The following is a 16197-nucleotide window of genomic DNA, read 5'->3' as shown; positions in this document are numbered from 1 at the left end:
GGGCCCAAGCTTAACGGATGGGGGCCGCGATAGTCTGAGGGGCCTCCATGACCAACCGAAATCCGACCAGCGTGTAGCGGGTTGAGGCCGAATTCCAGTTGCGATAGCTGCAGCGGGCATAAAACGGCCAGGTGTGCCAGGAGCCGCCGCGTCTCACATGCACGCTGCCGTCCTGTGGGCCGGTCGGGTTCTGTCTGGGCGATTGGGCGTAGTACCCTTCGTCGTGCCAGTCGGATGTCCACTCCCATACATTGCCATGCATGTCATGCAGGCCAAAAGCGTTGGGGGCGAATTGACCTACTGGCGCGGTGAAGGCAAAGCCGTCGGTGCCGTTCAGTGCATGCTTCTCCCAAGCCGGCCAGTGCGGGCGGGCGCTGGCATCGAATACGTTGGCCACGCCTGTCAGTGACTCAGGGCGATTGCCGCTGTGATAGCGGGTCTGCGTGCCTGCGCGACAGGCGTATTCCCACTCGGCTTCAGTCGGCAGTCGGTAGGTGCGGCCTTCAGTTCGGCTCAGCCAGCGCGCCATGGCTTGTGCATCGTTCCAGCTCACGTTGACCACGGGGTCGTTGTCTGTTTGTGCAAAGCCGGGGTTGCGCCACGAGTAACGGATGTCGCGTCCCTCGAAGGCGTCCTGATGAGGCTGGCGCCGGCTCACGTAATCGGGGTTGTAGCCATACCCCCCTGTGCCATCGGCAATGGACTGGGGCACATAGCCGCTCGCTTCCACAAAACGGCGAAATTGCCCCACGGTGACCTCATGCTGGCCCAGATAGAACGCTCGGGTGATGGCCACTTCGTGGACCGGGCCTTCGTCTTGCAATTGCGAAAAGCGGGTTTCCTCCAGACCAGGAAAGTCTTTTGCCAGGACCTCGGGGGGCTCATCGCTGCCCATCAGAAAAGTGCCTGCAGGAATCCAGACCAGTTTCATGCCGACCGAGTTGGTGACCAGGCGCGGAGAAGCTTCCCTGAGCGGTTCCATAACGGGCGCCACGTTGGGCGTTGGTGATGGTCCGGCGCAGGCAGCCAAGCCTGCAAGGCCCGTCAGCCCGATCGCGGTTGCCCCAGCCCTGAGCCACCGTGTGGCAGCGTCGCCCGCCTGCATCTCGATTCCCTTCAAACTGCTTTGCACAGGCGGGAGCTTAAGCCCATCTGCACCCCTAGAGTTCAAGCTTGTTCGTGGAGCGCGGCAGCGATCGTCGGCCACACCGCTTGATGTGATGAGCGGAACCAGTCGATGTGTCCCAGGCTTTTCAGCCCATGTTGGCTGGGCTTGATGCGGTGGGCTTGCTTGGGCGCGGCCGGGAAGGTGCGCAACAAATCGGCCACCGTGGTGGGGGTGGCGATGTCGTCGTCTTCCGCGTGCAGCACGGTGATGGGCGTGCGAACCTGGGCGTGGAAATCGCGGTCGGGGTGGTGGCGAACCGCATTGGTGGCATAACCGCCAGCGGCACACCACTGGCCCCACTGCAGGCCCACCCCAGTTGGCAGGTTCTCGCCCAGGCCAATGGCCGCCGTGGGGGCATAGCCTTTGATCAATGCGCCCACAGGAATCACCCCGCGCAAGCCGAACCAAGCCTTCATGCGAAAGCTTGGGCGCATGCCGCGCAGCCAGCCGGTCGAGGCCGATACGCCGACCAGACGGGCCACGCGGTGGTGGTTGGGCAGCAAGCCAATCATCTGCCCCCCTGCACTGTGCCCCAGCAGCAGAACTTGCTCTGCGCCGGTTCGCGCCAGCAGCCACTCCAGAGCGGCGACTTGATCTTGCTGGCCCCACTCAGCCAGGGTGGCGCGGCAGTGCTTCAGGGGGCCCTTGAGCGACAGGCCAATGCCGCGGTAGTCAAACACCAGAATGTCGTGGCCTTGCCCGGCCAGCCAGGACACAAACTTCAGGTAGTAATGCTGTTTGACCCCGGTGGCCGGACACAGCAACACAGGCAGGCCTTTGGGGGCTTGGCCATGGGCACGCACGAAATGACCGTGCAGGCGAACGCCATCTGCGCAGGTGATCTCGACGGCTTCTTGGGCTGGGTGGACGGCGGTGTTCATGGTGGTTTCGGGGTGTCGAGTTGTTGAATATGACGCAGCCAGCGGGCCACGGTCATCAGTTCTTCAGGAGAGAAGCCTTGTGTCAGTTCGCGGTTGATCCGAACCAGAGCCTGATGCAAGGCGGGTAGTTGTGCATGCCCGGTGGGGCGCAGCCACACGCGTTGGGTGCGGGCGTCGTGTTCGCATGGACGGCGCTGCACCCAGTCGAGTCCTTCCATACGCTGAATGAGGCCAGACACGGCAGAGGGCGCCAGGTCGAGCGCCTGCGCCAGTTGCCCCATCGTGGCGCCATCGCTTTTCTCTAGAACAAACAAGACGCCGCTTTGGGCAGGCGTGATGGGGGTGTGGTTGGCTGCCGTGATATTGGCTTGCTGCTCGGCCATCCATTGCTGCAGACGACGCTGCGCGGTGTTGAGCAGAAAGATGAGCTTCGGGGGGCGGCTTGACATGGTTGGATTTTATTTCGCATGCGAAATATATGCGAAACAAAAAACCGGCGCAACCTGGATGGTTGGGCCGGCTTGTCTGATCGCAGGCCATGCGATCAAAGACGGAGATCAGCGGCTGTGATCAATGACGGAAGTGACGCGTGCCAGTGAAGACCATCGCAATGCCACGCTCGTCAGCAGCGGCGATGACTTCGTCGTCGCGCACCGAACCACCGGGATGGATCACGCAGGTGGCGCCTGCATCGACCACCACGTCCAGACCGTCACGGAACGGGAAGAAAGCGTCTGACGCCACGGCGGTGCCTTGCAGGGTCAGGCCAGCGTGCTGGGCCTTGATCGAGGCGATGCGAGCCGAGTCCAGGCGGCTCATCTGGCCGGCACCCACGCCCATGGTCATGCCGTCCTTGCAGAATACGATGGCGTTGCTCTTGACGAAGCGGGCCACGGTCCAGGCAAACAGCATGTCCTTCATTTGCTGCTCGGTGGGCTGCAGCTTGGTCACGACCTTGATGTCGCCCACGATGTCGATGTTGTCAGCCGATTGCAGCAGCATGCCGCCGCCCACGCGTTTGAAGTCCAGGGCATTGCCCAGCTTGCGGGTGGCGTCGTCCAGCGGCACTTCCAGCAAGCGCACGTTTTGCTTGGAGGCATAAGCAGCGCGAGCGGCGTCGGTGAACTTCGGTGCGATCACCACTTCCACGAACTGCTTGTTGGTGTTGATGGCGTCGATCACGTCGGCATCGACCACGCGGTTGAAGGCCATGATGCCGCCAAACGCGCTGGTGGGGTCGGTCTTCAGGGCCTTGGTATAGGCCTCCAGGGGGCCGGCGCCCACGGCCACGCCGCAGGGGTTGGCGTGCTTGATGATCACGCAAGCAGGCGCTTCAAAAGCCTTCACACATTCCCAGGCCGCATCGGCGTCGGCGATGTTGTTGAAGCTCAGCTCCTTGCCCTGGATCTGGGTCCAGTTGGCCAGGGTGGACACCACAGGGGCGGCTTCACGGTAGAACGCGGCCGACTGGTGGGGGTTCTCGCCGTAACGCATGCCTTGCACCTTGTGCAGTTGCAGGTTGTAGACGGCGGGGTACTCGGCCTTGGCAGGCACGGCTTCGGTGGCCAACTCGGCACCGGCTTCCAGCGAAGTCAGGTAGTTGGTGATCATGCCGTCGTAGGCGGCGGTGTGGGCAAACACCTTCTTGGCCAGCATGAACTTGGTCGAACGGGTGATGCCGTCGGCCTTCATTTCCGACAGCACTTGTTCGTAGTCGACTGGGTCGATGATCACGGCCACGTCTTGCCAGTTCTTGGCGGCAGCGCGCAGCATGGTGGGGCCGCCGATGTCGATGTTTTCGATGGCGTTTTCCAGGGTGCAGTCGGCCTTGGCGGTGGCTTGGGCGAAGGGGTAGAGGTTGACCACCAGCATGTCGATGGTGTCAATGCCGTGTTCCTTCAGGGCGGCCATGTGCTCGGGCAGGTCGCGACGAGCCAGGATGCCGCCGTGTACGCGGGGGTGCAGGGTCTTGACGCGGCCGTCCAGCATTTCTGGGAAGCCGGTGATTTCCGACACCTCGGTCACGGGCAGGCCCTTTTCGGCCAGCAGCTTGGCGGTGCCGCCGGTGGACAGCAGGCGCACGCCTTGCGCGTGCAGCGCCTGGGCAAATTCAACGATGCCGGTCTTGTCGGACACGGACAGAAGGGCGGTCAGGGCCATGGTTCTTCCTTTAATGCAAAGAGCGTGGAGTCAGAAATCGTTTACTTGATGAGCTTGTGCTCAAGCAGCTTGCGGCGCAGGGTGTTGCGGTTGATGCCCAGCCAGTCGGCTGCCTTGGACTGATTGCCCTCGGCGCGGGTCATGACCACTTCCAGCATGGGGCGTTCGACAGCGCGCACGACCATGTCGTACACCGCGTCGGGCTCGGCGCCTTTGAGGTCCTGGAAGTAGCCCTCCAGGTTGTCTTTGATGCAGTCGTGAATGTTCTTTTTACTCATGGTGTTCAGTTCGCTGTGCAGGCGGCCTCCCTGGCATCCTGCGCGGCCTCGTCGTCGTCCATGGTGGTGTCGACCAAAGGCAAGCGGTCGTGCTCCACACTCAGGGCGTCGAAAAAGTCGGCTACCGCCTGCACTTGGCTCGCGCAGGTTTCCAGCGTGTTCATGTGGGCGCGGAAATCCTCGCCCCCAGGCAGGGCTCTGACGGCCCATCCAATGTGTTTGCGTGCGGTGCGCACGCCGGCAAATTCGCCGTAAAGGGAATAGTGGTCGTCGAGGTGATCGAGCAACCACTGTTTGACTTGTTGGGTCATCGGCGCCGCGCGGTGCTGGCCTGTGGCCAGGTAATGCGCAATGTCGCCAAAAATCCAGGGGCGGCCTTGGGCGGCGCGGCCAATCATGATGGCGTCGGCGCCGGTGTAGGCCAGCACGGCTTGGGCTTTTTCAGGCGAAGTGATGTCGCCATTGGCCACGACCGGCACCTTCACTGCGGCCTTGACGGCCGCAATGGTGTCGTATTCGGCCTGGCCCTTGTAGCCTTGTTCGCGAGTGCGACCATGCACGGTCAGCATGGCCACGCCCGCGGCTTCCGCGGCGCGGGCAATGCGCACGGCGTTCTTGTTTTCCTGGCTCCAGCCGGTGCGCATTTTCAAGGTCACGGGCACGTTGTGAGGGGCGCAGGCGGCCACCACGGCTTGCACGATCTCCAAAGCCAATGGCTCGTCTTGCATCAGGGCCGAGCCGGCCCATTTGTTGCACACCTTCTTGGCGGGGCAACCCATGTTGATGTCGATGATCTGGGCGCCGCGGTCGATGTTGTAGGCGGCGGCCTCGGCCATCATGGCCGCATCGGTGCCAGCAATCTGCACGGCGATGGGCGCGGTCTCGCCCTCGTGGTTGGCCCGGCGCGAGGTCTTCAGGCTGTTCCACAGGTCCTTGCGCGAGGTGACCATTTCACTGACGGCATAGCCCGCCCCCAGTTGTTTGCACAACTGGCGGAATGGACGGTCGGTCACCCCGGCCATGGGGGCGACAAACAGTCGGTTGGGGAGCTCATGCGGGCCAATGAACATGCTGCAAGATGCGAAAACCCCGACCGCGTGAGCGATCAGGGTTGCTTAAAAAGGAGGCAGAGTATAGCCGGTCTGCCCGGCGGCTGGGTACCCCTTGGCCTCAAAAACATGCGCTTCTCCGCGCCACCGTGCGTCTTTTTGGCGGTCTCAGGGCTAGTCCGTCTGTCAATGACTTGTCACGCGAGCCAGTCAATCTGCGGGGTTCACGCCATTTGTGCATTTTTCCCGGAGTTGTCGCATGTTGTTTCCTCTTCGTCCTTTGGCCGGCCTGGCCTTGCTGGCTTCCTTGGCTTCGCCTGCCCACGCGGGTTTTGAGCTCATCGCGGTGGGTTCGCTGTCTGGCTCATCGGATCTGTCGGGTTTGAATGGCACGCTGGAAAGTGGCGCTTCGGCCAGCATCCTCGGCGGCATGGGGTCGGCGCTGGCCTGGGCGGGTGGCAACACCTTCCTGGCGTTGCCTGACCGCGGCCCCAACGCCACGGCCTACACCAATGGCTCGCTGGTGGACAACACCCAGTCGTACATCTCGCGCTTCCACACCGTGACTCTTGACTTGACCAAGTCGGCCACCGGTGGTCTGCCCTACACCCTGACCCCCTCGCTGCAAGGCACCACCTTGCTGTATAGCCAAACCGCCCTGAATTACGGCAGCACCGCAGGTCTGGCTTCGGCGACCCCCGCAACCAACACGACAGGCAAGTACTACTTCACCGGTCGTTCTGACGGTTTTGCGACAGGCTTGTCGACCAATCCGAACAACGCCCGCCTGGATCCCGAAGGCTTGCGCGTGTCAGCCGATGGCAAGAGCGTGTTCGTGTCGGACGAATACGGCCCCTACGTCTATCAGTTTGACCGCACCACGGGCCAGCGCCTGAAGACCTTCTCGCTGCCCAACACCTTTGCCGCATCGAACCTCAGCGCCTTGGGTGCGACAGAAATCTCTGGCAACACCACCGGCCGCGTGGCCAACAAGGGCATGGAAGGCCTGAGCATCACGCCAGATGGCAGGACGCTGTTTGGCTTCATGCAAAGTCCTTTGGCGCAAGACGGTGGCGATGGCGGTTCGGCCAACCGCATCGTGTCGATTGACATCGCTTCGGGAGACGTTCGCCAGTACTCGTTCAACAACGTGATTGGCGGTAAGGCCTACAACAGCAGCGAAATTCTGGCCCTCAACGACCATGAGTTCTGGGTGCTGGAGCGCGACGGCAAGGGGCTGGGCGATGGCTCGGCTGCGAAGGTCAAGCAGATCTGGTCGGTGAACCTCAGCGGCGCGACCGATGTCAGCAACCTGTCCGGTCAGGCGTCCTTGCTGGCCGCGGCGCCCAGCAAGACTTTGGTACTCGACGTCAAATCGGCGCTGAATGCGGCCGGCTTTGCCGACGCAGCCATCCCGGCCAAGATCGAAGGCATGGCATTTGGTGAAGACATCGTGGACGGTGGCCAGACCTATCACACCCTGTACATCGCCAACGACAACGATTTCGTGCCCGATGTGGCCGGTGACAACAAGTTCTTCGTGTTCCGTTTTACCGATGCCGATCTGGCCGCCAAGGGCCTGGGTGCATTTGCGAACCAGTCGATTTCTGCGCCTGTGCCCGAGCCTTCCGGCCTCGCTCTGTCCATGGGCAGTCTGGCGGTTCTGGGTGTGATGGCTCGCCGCCGTCGCCAGTCATAACCGACCCATGCGTTGTGTCGGCCACAATGGTCGACATGACGCATCTCTTGGAGTCCGCGGTCACCGCCTTGCTGGCTTGGTTGGCCATTCCCCAGGTTGGCTTGGGCGCCATCTTTGTGATCGCCTTTGTGTCAGCCACTTTGCTGCCGATGGGCTCTGAGCCGGCCGTTTTTGCCCTGGTCAAACTCCGACCCGACTTGTTCTGGCCGGCCATCTTTGTGGCCACCGCCGGCAATACCTTGGGGGGCGCGGTGACCTGGTGGATGGGGCGAGGTGCCCGACAGGCCGCCGACATGTGGCGACATGCCCATCCTGTGTCGCATGCTCATCCCCCGCATGCTCACCCACTGGCCACCCGCTGGTTACAGCGCTTCGGGCCTAAAACCTGTCTGCTTTCATGGCTGCCGGTGGTTGGCGACCCCATTTGCGCGGTAGCCGGCTGGATGCATTTTCCTCTGTGGCCTTGTGTTTTTTACATGGCCATCGGGAAATGGGCTCGCTATTGGGTCATGACCAGCGCACTGCTTTGGTCAGGTATTTGATTTTGTATTGTGGAAAGCGTGATGTGATGCGAACATCACAATTGCATTTGGTAACGATTCCCCCTCCTGTGCGGGGATTGGCTTGACAGAAACCGCCACTAGAATCAAATCATTCAAGCGCCGAGGTGACAAAAGAAATCAAAACGCGCAGAAACGAATACAAAACCAGAGATTGAAATCCCGGGGAGGGGTTCGATTCAAACGGGTTCCAGTTGCAAGGCTGGAACCCGTATTTTTTTGTTTTCCGAGTTATTTCTTTGAAATTGCGGTCACGGTGTATTGGCCATCCACCTTGGCGGCAGAAAACGTCACCTTGTCACCCACTTGCAGGCTTTTGAGCCAGGCGGGGTCCGATACGCGAAACGCCATCTGCATGGCGGGCATGTCGAGGTTCTTGATGCCGTTGTGCTTGAGCGTGATCTTGGCGGCTTCGGGGTCGATTTTCTTGACTTCGCCATCCTCGGCCAGGGCCACAGAGGTCAGCCCGAAGGTCAAAGCCAGGCCGGCGGCCAGTCGTGACAAGGCGGTCAGGGTCGGGGCGCGCATGGTGTGCTCCTGAATAAGCGGGTGATGGGTGAACAAGCCTTGAGTATGAACGCTTGTGTCCTCACACGCATTGCTTGACGCGCGAGCATGCGCATTGGTTGACAAGACGAAGGGCGTCTCATCGGGTCTGAGCAGGCCTGAGGCCGCACTTGCCTTCTAAAATACGCAGATTCGACTTTTCCAATCCACCCCCTGCCTGCCATGACTGCCTCCCACCCCACGGCCTCATCTGCTTCCGTTGAAAACATCGCCCCGCGCGACAAGGCCGAGATCCTGGCCCAGGCATTGCCCTACATCCGCAAGTTCCACGGCAAAACCATCGTCATCAAATACGGCGGCAACGCCATGACCGATCCTGAACTGCAGGCCGACTTTGCCGAAGACGTGGTGCTGCTCAAGCTGGTGGGCTTGAACCCGGTGGTGGTGCACGGTGGTGGCCCGCAAATCGATGCCGCCCTCAACAAGATTGGCAAAAAGGGCCAGTTCATCCAGGGTATGCGTGTCACCGATGAAGAAACCATGGAAGTGGTGGAGTGGGTGCTGGCCGGTGAAGTGCAGCAAGACATCGTGGGCTTGATCAATGCCGCCGGCGGCAAGGCCGTGGGCCTGACCGGCCGTGACGGTGGTTTGATCCGCGCGCGCAAGCTCAAGCTGCAAGACATTCACGACCCCAGCAAGGAACACGACGTGGGCCAGGTGGGCGAGATCGAATCGATCGACCCCAGCGTGGTCAAGGCACTGCAAGACGATCAGTTCATTCCGGTCATCAGCCCCATTGGCTTTGGTGTGCAAAACGAAAGCTACAACATCAATGCCGACCTGGTAGCCTCGAAGCTGGCGGAAGTGCTCAAGGCTGAAAAGCTCATGCTGCTGACCAACATCAAGGGCGTGCTCGACAAGGAAGGCAACTTGCTGACCGACCTGACCGCCCGTCAGATCGATGAGCTGATCGCAGACGGCACCATCAGCGGCGGCATGATCCCCAAGATCGCTGGTGCGCTGGATGCTGCCAAGAGCGGCGTCAATGCCGTTCACATCGTGGATGGCCGCGTGCCCCACGCCATGCTGCTGGAAATCCTCACCGAGCAGGCTTACGGCACCATGATCCGCTCGCACTGAGGTGCGGGCTGCGCCGATGTCTGGCCCCATCTGGCTGTTCGACCTCGACAACACCTTGCATGACGCCAGTCGTGCGGTGTTCTGGCGGTTGAACACCTCGATGACGGACTACATCGAGCAGCATCTCAAACTGCCTCGTGATGAGGCAGATCGCTTGCGGGTTCACTACTGGCGCCGTTACGGTGCCACTTTGCTGGGCCTCGAAAAGCACCATGGCATTCGCGCGGCCCATTTCCTGGCCCAGACCCATGTGCTCGAGGGGCTGGAGGGGCAGTTGCACATGCCCACGGTAGACAGGGTGGCCCTCAAGCGATTGCCGGGCCGCAAATTCCTGTTGACCAATGCGCCGGCTGACTATGCCAAGCGCGTGCTAACGGCGCTCGATCTCGCCGGGTGCTTTGAAGGCATCATTGCCATCGAAGGCATGCGGGTGTTTGGTGACTTGCGACCCAAGCCCGATGTGCGCATGCTGCGCGTTGTGCTGGCTCGCCACAAGCTGCCGGCTCACCGCTGTGTGCTGGTGGAAGACACCGTGGCCAACTTGCGCAGTGCGCATCAGTTGGGCTTGCGCACGGTGTGGATGCAGCATTACCTCAAAGACAACCCCCATGGCCCGGAAGCCGGGATGGGTCTGCACGGTCGGCCACCTTGGGTGTGTGTCAGAATCAAAAAGCTGAGGTCGCTGCACCAGTGGCGAACCCAGGCGGCAAGGTGATCGGCAAGTTGATCTGACAAGCACAAGGTGGTGGGCCATGGGTGAGGAAGTTCGGTCTGAAGAAGTCGGGGCCGTGACTGCGCGCAAGCGCCCCAAGCCGGGTGAGCGCCGCATCCAGATCCTGCAGGCCTTGGCCGCCATGCTCGAGCAACCCCAGAACGACCGCATCACCACCGCAGCTTTGGCGGCGCAATTGGACGTCAGCGAAGCGGCCCTGTACCGCCACTTTGCCAGCAAGGCCCAGATGTTCGAGGGCTTGATCGAGTTCATCGAGCAAAGCGTTTTCACCCTGGCCAATCAGATCATCGAGCGCGAGCCCGCACCCGAGCAGCAGGTGGCCCGATTGCTCGGCATGGTGCTGCAGTTTGCGCAGAAGAATCCCGGCATGTGCCGCGTGATGGCGGGGGATGCCCTGTTGCTGGAGCACGAGCGACTCGGGGCTCGCATGAACCAGTTCTGGGATCGACTGGAATCGGTGCTGCGCCAGGCCTACAAGGCCCTGGCCGATGCGCGCCAGGTGCCCACGCCCACCGTTGATGCGCAAGCGGCGGCCTCGCTGGCCGTGGCTGTGCTGTTGGGGCGCATGCAGCGTTTCAACCGCAGTGGCTTCAAGCGGATGCCCACCGAGCACCTGGACGCCGCGGTGCAGCAATTGTTGCGCTGAACGAGGGCTTAGGCGCTGAGCCAGCAGCGACGGGCGGGGGTCTGTACACTTCGCGCATGTCGACGCTAGACCCCGCCCTGATCCAATTGCTGCAACGAGCCGAGTCCCTGGTGGCGCGGCTCGATGCCTTGCTGCCTTCGCACCAACAAGCCATCGCCGAGCCTGACTGGTCGGCATCGGTGGCATATCGCTACCGCAAGCGCACCTCGGCTGCCTGGGTTGCCGGGTGGCTGGAGCCAGTACGCCATGTGGCGCGCATCGACTACGCCGATCTGCAAGAAGTCGATACGCAAAAGGAACGCTTTGCACGCAATCTGGCGCAGTTCGTGGCGGGCAAGACCGCCAACAATGTCTTGTTGTCAGGCGCCCGAGGCACGGGCAAGTCGTCACTGGTGAAGGCGGGTTTGCAGGCCCATGCTCAACAGGGCTTGCGTTTGATCGAAGTCGATAAGGCGGACATGATTGATCTGCCTGACCTGATCGAGCTGGTCAGCGAACGCCCAGAGCGGTTCATCATCTTCTGCGATGACCTGAGCTTTGACGAGGGCGAAGCCGGCTACAAGGCGCTGAAGTCCATCCTCGATGGCACCGTGTCTGCCAGCGGTGACAACGTGATGATCGTGGCGACCTCGAACCGTCGTCATCTGCTGCCCGAATACCATTCGGACAACAAGACCTACAAGCACACCGCCGATGGCGAGTTGCACCCAGGCGAAGCCGTGGAAGAGAAGATTTCCTTGTCCGAACGGTTTGGCTTGTGGATCAGCTTCTACCCCTTCAGCCAGGATGAGTACTTGGCCATCGTGGCCCAATGGTTGCGCCACTTGGGCCTGTCGGCCGAGGCCATCGAGGCGGCACGCCCGGAAGCGTTGGTGTGGGCCATTGAGCGCGGCTCGCGATCGGGGCGGGTCGCCTATCAGTTCGCGCGTGACTATGCGGGGCGTGGCCATGTCTGAGCGCAAGTCGTATCACGTGATGGAGCCCACCGATCGCACGCCGGTCGAGGTGGCTGTGGGGGTGTTGATTGAGCGCGATGCGCAAGGTCGCGAAACCCGTTTCCTGTTGACCTCACGCCCCGAAGGCAAGGTTTACGCGGGCTACTGGGAGTTTCCGGGTGGCAAGCTGGAGGCCGGTGAAACGGTGGAACAGGCTTTGCGCCGAGAGTTGCACGAAGAAATCGGCATCACCATTGGCGAGGCGCACCCTTGGCAGATCGAGATCATGGACTATCCGCACGCTCGGGTGCGGCTGCACTTCTGCAAGGTCTATGAGTGGCAGGGCGTGTTCGAGATGAAGGAAGGCCAGCACATGGCCTGGCAGACCTTGCCAGTTGAAGTGGTGCCCGTGTTGCCGGGCACCGTGCCGGTGTTGCAGTGGTTGGCCGCAGAACGCGGCCATACAGGGCTGACACACCAGGAAGCCGAGGGCTCCCGCTGAGCACCCGCTGACTCAGGTTCAGCGGGTGAGTGCGCTTCAGTTCGAGGCTGCGCTGGCAGCTGTCGATGCTGCTGGGGCGGCTTCGCTCGCCGCCGATGCGGGCTCGCTGGCTGCTGATGCAGCGGTTTCGGTGTGGCCGGCATCAATGCCGTGCTTTTCGCCGCTCATGTCGACGTTGCCGCCACTCTTCATCAACACCAGGATGGCGATGGCTGCAAACACCACAAAAGCCACGAGCATCTTCCACATGACATCTCTCCTATAGGGATCTTCGAACCAGGGATCTTCAAATCGCTTCAACAGCGCGAAGCATTGTGGATGAGTCACTGGTCACTGCAGCCCGGGGGCTACCCTTGGTCTGACACTTGGTTCGTGTGCAAGTACCGAAATAAAAAAGCCCGGCACGGGGCCGGGCTTTTGATCTGGTCTGGTGAACTCGTCAGCTCACCATGCCAGGTGTGTATCAGCTCAGTTGGTCGCTGATCAGCTTGGTCAGCTCGAACATGGTGACTTGAGGCTTCTTGAAAATCACCTTGAGCTTGTCGTCTGCATTGATGTTGCGCTTGTTGGCGGCGTCTTGCAGGTTGTGCTTCTTGATGTATTCCCAGACCTTCTTGGTCACTTCTGTGCGGGGCAGCGGGGTTGCGCCGATCACAGCAGCCAGAGCGGGGCTGGGGGTCAGGGGCTTCAGGAAGGCGGCGTTCGGTGCGCGCTTGGCTGCAGCCTTCTTGGCGGGCGCAGCGGCCTTCTTTTCAGCCGGGGCGGCCTTTTTGGCCGGGGCTTTTTTCGCAGTTGCCATGTGAATTCACTCCATCAAGGGTCAGATCTGATGCGGACCGCGGGCGCTGGTCTATGTGCCAGGGTTCCTCGTACGGTGTCGCGTAGGAGATGGTAATGCTTTCTCCCTCTCAAAAATCAGCTTTCTGCATCTTTGTGGCCCTCGAACGTCAAGAAATCAAGGGGCAATGGCCGTTCTGGCGGCTTTGGGCTCACTTTGATGCAGGGAGACCCCGATATCTTCAGGTGTCAGCCCACATGCGCAGCAAGTTGTGATACGTGCTGGTCAGGGCCACAGTGTGGGCGTTGTCGCCCGTGTCGTTGCGCATCTTGAGCAGGGTCATGTCCAGGTCGTACAGTAGCCGGCGTTGCTCGTCAGAGCGCACCATGCTTTCGATCCAGAAGAAACTGGCGACCCGTGCGCCGCGTGTGACCGGCTCGACCCGATGCACGCTCGATGAGGGGTAGATCACCATGTCGCCAGCGGGCAGCTTCACGCGCTGGGTGCCAAAGGTGTCTTCGATGACGAGTTCGCCGCCATCGTAGTCATCGGGGTTGGCCAGAAACAGCGTGGCCGACACATCGGTGCGCACGCGCTCACCACTGCCGTGGATGAAGCGGATGGCGTTGTCGACATGGTTGCCAAACGAGTTGGTGTCGCCACCATAGCGGTTGAACAGGGGCGGAAAGACCGCCTTGGGCAAGGTGGCCGTGAAGAACAGCTTGTTGCGCTTGAGTGCCTGCAGCACGATCTCTTGCAGCTCTTGCGTGATGGGGTGCTGCTGCGGCAATTGTTCGTTGTTCTTGACCTGGGCCGACTGGGTGCCGGCCGTGACTTTGCCATCTCCCCAAGGAGCTTGAGCCAGGACCTGTTGCATGTGCTGCAGCTCTTGCGCTGTCAGCACCTCGGGAAGATGTAAAAGCATGATGCGATCAGAAAGTGCGGGTCAGAGACAACTGGGCGCCACGGGTGGGGCCCCATACGGTGAAGCCGCGGTACACGCCGTCCACATAGACCTTGTCGAACAGGTTGTTCAGGTTCAACTTGACACGATAGTCCATGGTTTCGTATTCCACCAGGGCATCCACCTTGACATAGCCGGGAGCCCGGTTGCCGCTTGACTCGCCGGCAGCAGGAACGCGTCCGGTCATGCCATCGGCACCTACGCCCGCACGCCATTGGCTGTTGATCTTGTAGGTGGCCCAGATGGCGCCACTCAAGCGGGGTGTCAGGCCTGAGGTCTTGCCTTCGTTGTTTTGTGAGCCATTGATGGCAGGGTCACCCGCCTTGTCAATGAGGCCGCGCTGCAAGGCCAGCGAGGTGAACACTTCCAACTGGTTGGTGATGCGGCCAGCCGCTTCGAACTCGATGCCGTCGGTGTGACGTTGGCCGTTGAGCAAGTAGTTGGTCGGGCTGGCGCTGGCCGCATCGGTGTTGCGCTCGTTGTACTTGATGGTGCGGAACAAGGCCGTGCGCATGCTGAGGTCGCCGTTGAACAGTTCCCACTTGGCGCCCAGCTCATAGTTGCGGCTTTGCTCGGGGGGCGTGTTGACGGTGCGGGCGTCGAATTGATAGAGATCGCCCGAGGCATTGAACGAGGTGCCGTGCGACAGATAGTAAGTGGACTGTTCATCGGGTTGGAACAGCACGCCTTCGCGGTGGCTCCACATGCGGTCGGTGCGCGACAGCGGGCCGCCGGTGGTGCGGTCGTACTCGCCGTCGAAGATGTCATGGCGAACGCCACCCAGCAGCTTCCACTGCGAGGTCAGATGCACCGTGTCTTGGGCATACAGGCCAGTGGTTTGTGAGTCGAAACTGGCATTGCGTGTGCGCACGCGGGTGTCGGCCAGCGGGGCGGTGCCACCCGTCGTGCCCCAGGTGGTGGTGGGCTTGGCGGGGGTGCCGGTGTAGGTGTAGCTCGTGGTGCGCTCGAGCGCCGCTTCGGCGCCAGCCAGCAAGTCATGGCGCAGACCCAGCCATTGGGCTTTGCCTGAGTAATCGGTTTGCCAGAAGGTGTGATGGTCTTCGGCGGCGCGGGTCTGGTTGCCGCGGGTGATGCCGGAGTTGTCGTTGATCTGGTTGACATGGGTCACGCGGCTGTTGCCTGTGGTGACCAAGCCTGCGGTGGTGGCCCACAGGTCGCGCTTGTAGGTGCCATCGCGCACGCTGCTCTTGAGTTCGCCGCCATCGTCAAAGCGATGGATGTGGGTGAACACGGCATAGTCTGCCGAGTCGCGCTGGTAGTCAGACTGCGCGCCGTACCAACGGTCTACGGCCTTGTCCACGGGGCGGCCGTTGAGCCAGCGGAAGCCATAGTCAGGCACGTCGTCGTAGTCCAGGTGGTAGGCGCCAATGCTGAATTCATTGGCGGTGCCAATGCCCCAACTGAATGTGGGGGCCACGCCCAGTCGGTGGGTTTCGGGGCCGTTGCGGAAGCTGTCGGCATCGGTCTTCATGACGTTGATGCGCAGGGCCGCGTCATCGGCGGTCTTGATGTTGAAGTCGCCGGTCAGGCGCACGTAGTTGTCGGTGCCCACGGTGGCTTCGACTTCGTGCTGGGTAGCCAGGAAGGGCTGCTTGCTGGCTTGGTTGATCACGCCGCCAGTGGAGCCGCGGCCGTAAAGCATCGAGGCCGAGCCTCGGAGCACTTCAATGCGGTCCTGGTTGAAGGTGTCGCGGTTGTACTGGGCAATGTCGCGCATGCCGTCCTGGAAGATGTCGCCACGGGTGGTAAAGCCGCGCAGGCGAATCAGGTCGCCAATGGCGCCGCCTTCACCCGCTTCAAAGGCAATGCCGCTGACGGTGTGCATGGCCGCCTTCAAGGTGTCGGCGTTCTTGTCGTCCATCAGCTTTTCGGTGACGACGGTGACCGACTGCGGAATGTCTTTCAGCGCTTGCTTGCCCTTGCCGGCGGTGGTGGTCAGGGCCTGATAGTTCTGCTTGCTGTCAGGCGTGGCTTCGCGCTTGGGGGCTTGCACCACAACTTCCGGCAGCGATTCAGTTTGGGGCGCGCGAGTGCCCTGCGCTGTATCGGTTTGCGCCCAGACGGCCGAGCCCAACAGCGACAAGCCGATGCCAGCGGCCCATTGTTTCTTCTGTGACATGGAAAAATTCCCTTGCAAGGGGATGCGGTTGATAAATCAATATCCAAATGATAATCG

Annotated in this window: 18 protein-coding genes; 7 read left to right on the top strand and 11 right to left on the bottom strand. The window is 61.5% G+C overall.

Going from position 1 to position 16197, the window contains the following annotated elements:
• Positions 1-10: 10 nt before the first annotated feature.
• The 6 genes from VFW72_RS08825 to dusB form a co-directional block, all read right to left on the bottom strand.
• On the bottom strand, positions 11-982 hold the full coding sequence (locus VFW72_RS08825) for a formylglycine-generating enzyme family protein (protein WP_329673920.1): 972 nt from the start codon (positions 980-982) through the stop codon (positions 11-13).
• A 185-nt stretch (positions 983-1167) separates the two neighbouring features.
• Positions 1168-2049, bottom strand: a complete 882-nt coding sequence (locus tag VFW72_RS08820; RefSeq protein ID WP_329673919.1) for an alpha/beta fold hydrolase — start codon at positions 2047-2049, stop codon at positions 1168-1170.
• Positions 2046-2498: a MarR family winged helix-turn-helix transcriptional regulator gene (locus VFW72_RS08815; protein ID WP_329673918.1), complete on the bottom strand. Its 453-nt coding sequence runs from the start codon at positions 2496-2498 to the stop codon at positions 2046-2048. Before VFW72_RS08815 ends, VFW72_RS08820 begins: the two co-directional genes overlap by 4 nt.
• A gap of 121 nt (positions 2499-2619) precedes the next feature.
• Complete coding sequence (gene purH / locus VFW72_RS08810) at positions 2620-4209, bottom strand: bifunctional phosphoribosylaminoimidazolecarboxamide formyltransferase/IMP cyclohydrolase (RefSeq protein ID WP_329673917.1); 1590 nt, start codon at positions 4207-4209, stop codon at positions 2620-2622.
• Positions 4210-4250: 41 nt separating this feature from the next.
• Positions 4251-4487 (bottom strand): Fis family transcriptional regulator, encoded by a 237-nt coding sequence (locus tag VFW72_RS08805; RefSeq protein WP_329673916.1) that lies wholly within the window; start codon positions 4485-4487, stop codon positions 4251-4253.
• Between the two features lie 5 nt (positions 4488-4492).
• Positions 4493-5557, bottom strand: a complete 1065-nt coding sequence (gene dusB, locus VFW72_RS08800; protein ID WP_329673915.1) for a tRNA dihydrouridine synthase DusB — start codon at positions 5555-5557, stop codon at positions 4493-4495.
• A gap of 238 nt (positions 5558-5795) precedes the next feature.
• On the opposite strand from dusB, the gene VFW72_RS08795 reads away from it, so the two are divergent.
• Positions 5796-7235: an esterase-like activity of phytase family protein gene (locus VFW72_RS08795; RefSeq protein WP_329673914.1), complete on the top strand. Its 1440-nt coding sequence runs from the start codon at positions 5796-5798 to the stop codon at positions 7233-7235.
• A 35-nt stretch (positions 7236-7270) separates the two neighbouring features.
• Entirely contained in the window at positions 7271-7777 is a 507-nt protein-coding gene (locus VFW72_RS08790) for a YqaA family protein (RefSeq protein WP_329673913.1), read from the top strand.
• A gap of 249 nt (positions 7778-8026) precedes the next feature.
• Here VFW72_RS08790 and VFW72_RS08785 read toward each other — a convergent pair whose 3' ends face one another.
• Positions 8027-8323 carry a copper-binding protein gene (locus tag VFW72_RS08785; RefSeq protein ID WP_329673912.1) on the bottom strand — a complete coding sequence of 99 codons (297 nt, stop codon included), beginning with the start codon at positions 8321-8323 and terminating at the stop codon, positions 8027-8029.
• A gap of 201 nt (positions 8324-8524) precedes the next feature.
• Here VFW72_RS08785 and argB point away from each other — a divergent pair, with 201 nt between their 5' ends.
• Genes argB through VFW72_RS08760 form a run of 5 tightly spaced genes read left to right on the top strand, consistent with a single transcriptional unit; the run spans position 8525 to position 12258 of the window.
• The gene (gene argB, locus VFW72_RS08780) at positions 8525-9442 is read left to right on the top strand and encodes an acetylglutamate kinase (RefSeq protein WP_329673911.1); all 918 of its coding nucleotides are present in this window, start codon (positions 8525-8527) and stop codon (positions 9440-9442) included.
• A gap of 16 nt (positions 9443-9458) precedes the next feature.
• Positions 9459-10157, top strand: a complete 699-nt coding sequence (locus VFW72_RS08775; RefSeq protein WP_329673910.1) for a pyrimidine 5'-nucleotidase — start codon at positions 9459-9461, stop codon at positions 10155-10157.
• Positions 10158-10194: 37 nt separating this feature from the next.
• Positions 10195-10821 carry a nucleoid occlusion factor SlmA gene (slmA, locus tag VFW72_RS08770; RefSeq protein WP_329673909.1) on the top strand — a complete coding sequence of 209 codons (627 nt, stop codon included), beginning with the start codon at positions 10195-10197 and terminating at the stop codon, positions 10819-10821.
• A gap of 56 nt (positions 10822-10877) precedes the next feature.
• Positions 10878-11777: an ATP-binding protein gene (locus tag VFW72_RS08765; protein ID WP_329673908.1), complete on the top strand. Its 900-nt coding sequence runs from the start codon at positions 10878-10880 to the stop codon at positions 11775-11777.
• Positions 11770-12258 (top strand): NUDIX domain-containing protein, encoded by a 489-nt coding sequence (locus tag VFW72_RS08760; protein ID WP_329673907.1) that lies wholly within the window; start codon positions 11770-11772, stop codon positions 12256-12258. The genes VFW72_RS08765 and VFW72_RS08760 overlap by 8 nt, the downstream gene beginning before the upstream one ends.
• A 36-nt stretch (positions 12259-12294) precedes the next feature.
• Here VFW72_RS08760 and VFW72_RS08755 read toward each other — a convergent pair whose 3' ends face one another.
• The 4 genes from VFW72_RS08755 to VFW72_RS08740 form a co-directional block, all read right to left on the bottom strand.
• Positions 12295-12507, bottom strand: a complete 213-nt coding sequence (locus VFW72_RS08755; protein WP_329673906.1) for a hypothetical protein — start codon at positions 12505-12507, stop codon at positions 12295-12297.
• Between the two features lie 214 nt (positions 12508-12721).
• Complete coding sequence (locus VFW72_RS08750; RefSeq protein ID WP_329673905.1) at positions 12722-13057, bottom strand: SWIB/MDM2 domain-containing protein; 336 nt, start codon at positions 13055-13057, stop codon at positions 12722-12724.
• A gap of 220 nt (positions 13058-13277) precedes the next feature.
• A complete protein-coding gene (locus tag VFW72_RS08745) occupies positions 13278-13961 on the bottom strand; it encodes a Fe2+-dependent dioxygenase (protein ID WP_329673904.1) in 684 nt (227 codons plus the stop codon).
• Positions 13962-13968: 7 nt separating this feature from the next.
• Positions 13969-16140 (bottom strand): TonB-dependent siderophore receptor, encoded by a 2172-nt coding sequence (locus VFW72_RS08740; protein WP_329673903.1) that lies wholly within the window; start codon positions 16138-16140, stop codon positions 13969-13971.
• Between the last annotated feature and the right edge of the window lie 57 nt (positions 16141-16197).

Source organism: Aquabacterium sp. (assembly GCF_036273115.1).
Taxonomy (GTDB): domain Bacteria; phylum Pseudomonadota; class Gammaproteobacteria; order Burkholderiales; family Burkholderiaceae_C; genus Aquabacterium.
Note: the sequence above shows the minus strand (reverse complement) of the source record. Positions and strands in the feature narration are given on the sequence as shown.

Coding starts and splice junctions, on each gene's coding strand:
- dusB (WP_329673915.1), bottom strand. CDS start 5,557: ATGTTCATTGGCCCGCATGAGCTCCCCAACCGACTGTTTGTCGCCCCC.
- purH (WP_329673917.1), bottom strand. CDS start 4,209: ATGGCCCTGACCGCCCTTCTGTCCGTGTCCGACAAGACCGGCATCGTT.
- VFW72_RS08765 (WP_329673908.1), top strand. CDS start 10,878: ATGTCGACGCTAGACCCCGCCCTGATCCAATTGCTGCAACGAGCCGAG.
- VFW72_RS08825 (WP_329673920.1), bottom strand. CDS start 982: ATGGAACCGCTCAGGGAAGCTTCTCCGCGCCTGGTCACCAACTCGGTC.
- VFW72_RS08795 (WP_329673914.1), top strand. CDS start 5,796: ATGTTGTTTCCTCTTCGTCCTTTGGCCGGCCTGGCCTTGCTGGCTTCC.
- VFW72_RS08785 (WP_329673912.1), bottom strand. CDS start 8,323: ATGCGCGCCCCGACCCTGACCGCCTTGTCACGACTGGCCGCCGGCCTG.
- VFW72_RS08740 (WP_329673903.1), bottom strand. CDS start 16,140: ATGTCACAGAAGAAACAATGGGCCGCTGGCATCGGCTTGTCGCTGTTG.
- VFW72_RS08790 (WP_329673913.1), top strand. CDS start 7,271: ATGACGCATCTCTTGGAGTCCGCGGTCACCGCCTTGCTGGCTTGGTTG.
- VFW72_RS08775 (WP_329673910.1), top strand. CDS start 9,459: ATGTCTGGCCCCATCTGGCTGTTCGACCTCGACAACACCTTGCATGAC.
- VFW72_RS08820 (WP_329673919.1), bottom strand. CDS start 2,049: ATGAACACCGCCGTCCACCCAGCCCAAGAAGCCGTCGAGATCACCTGC.
- VFW72_RS08750 (WP_329673905.1), bottom strand. CDS start 13,057: ATGGCAACTGCGAAAAAAGCCCCGGCCAAAAAGGCCGCCCCGGCTGAA.
- VFW72_RS08815 (WP_329673918.1), bottom strand. CDS start 2,498: ATGTCAAGCCGCCCCCCGAAGCTCATCTTTCTGCTCAACACCGCGCAG.
- slmA (WP_329673909.1), top strand. CDS start 10,195: ATGGGTGAGGAAGTTCGGTCTGAAGAAGTCGGGGCCGTGACTGCGCGC.
- VFW72_RS08755 (WP_329673906.1), bottom strand. CDS start 12,507: ATGTGGAAGATGCTCGTGGCTTTTGTGGTGTTTGCAGCCATCGCCATC.
- VFW72_RS08745 (WP_329673904.1), bottom strand. CDS start 13,961: ATGCTTTTACATCTTCCCGAGGTGCTGACAGCGCAAGAGCTGCAGCAC.
- argB (WP_329673911.1), top strand. CDS start 8,525: ATGACTGCCTCCCACCCCACGGCCTCATCTGCTTCCGTTGAAAACATC.
- VFW72_RS08760 (WP_329673907.1), top strand. CDS start 11,770: ATGTCTGAGCGCAAGTCGTATCACGTGATGGAGCCCACCGATCGCACG.
- VFW72_RS08805 (WP_329673916.1), bottom strand. CDS start 4,487: ATGAGTAAAAAGAACATTCACGACTGCATCAAAGACAACCTGGAGGGC.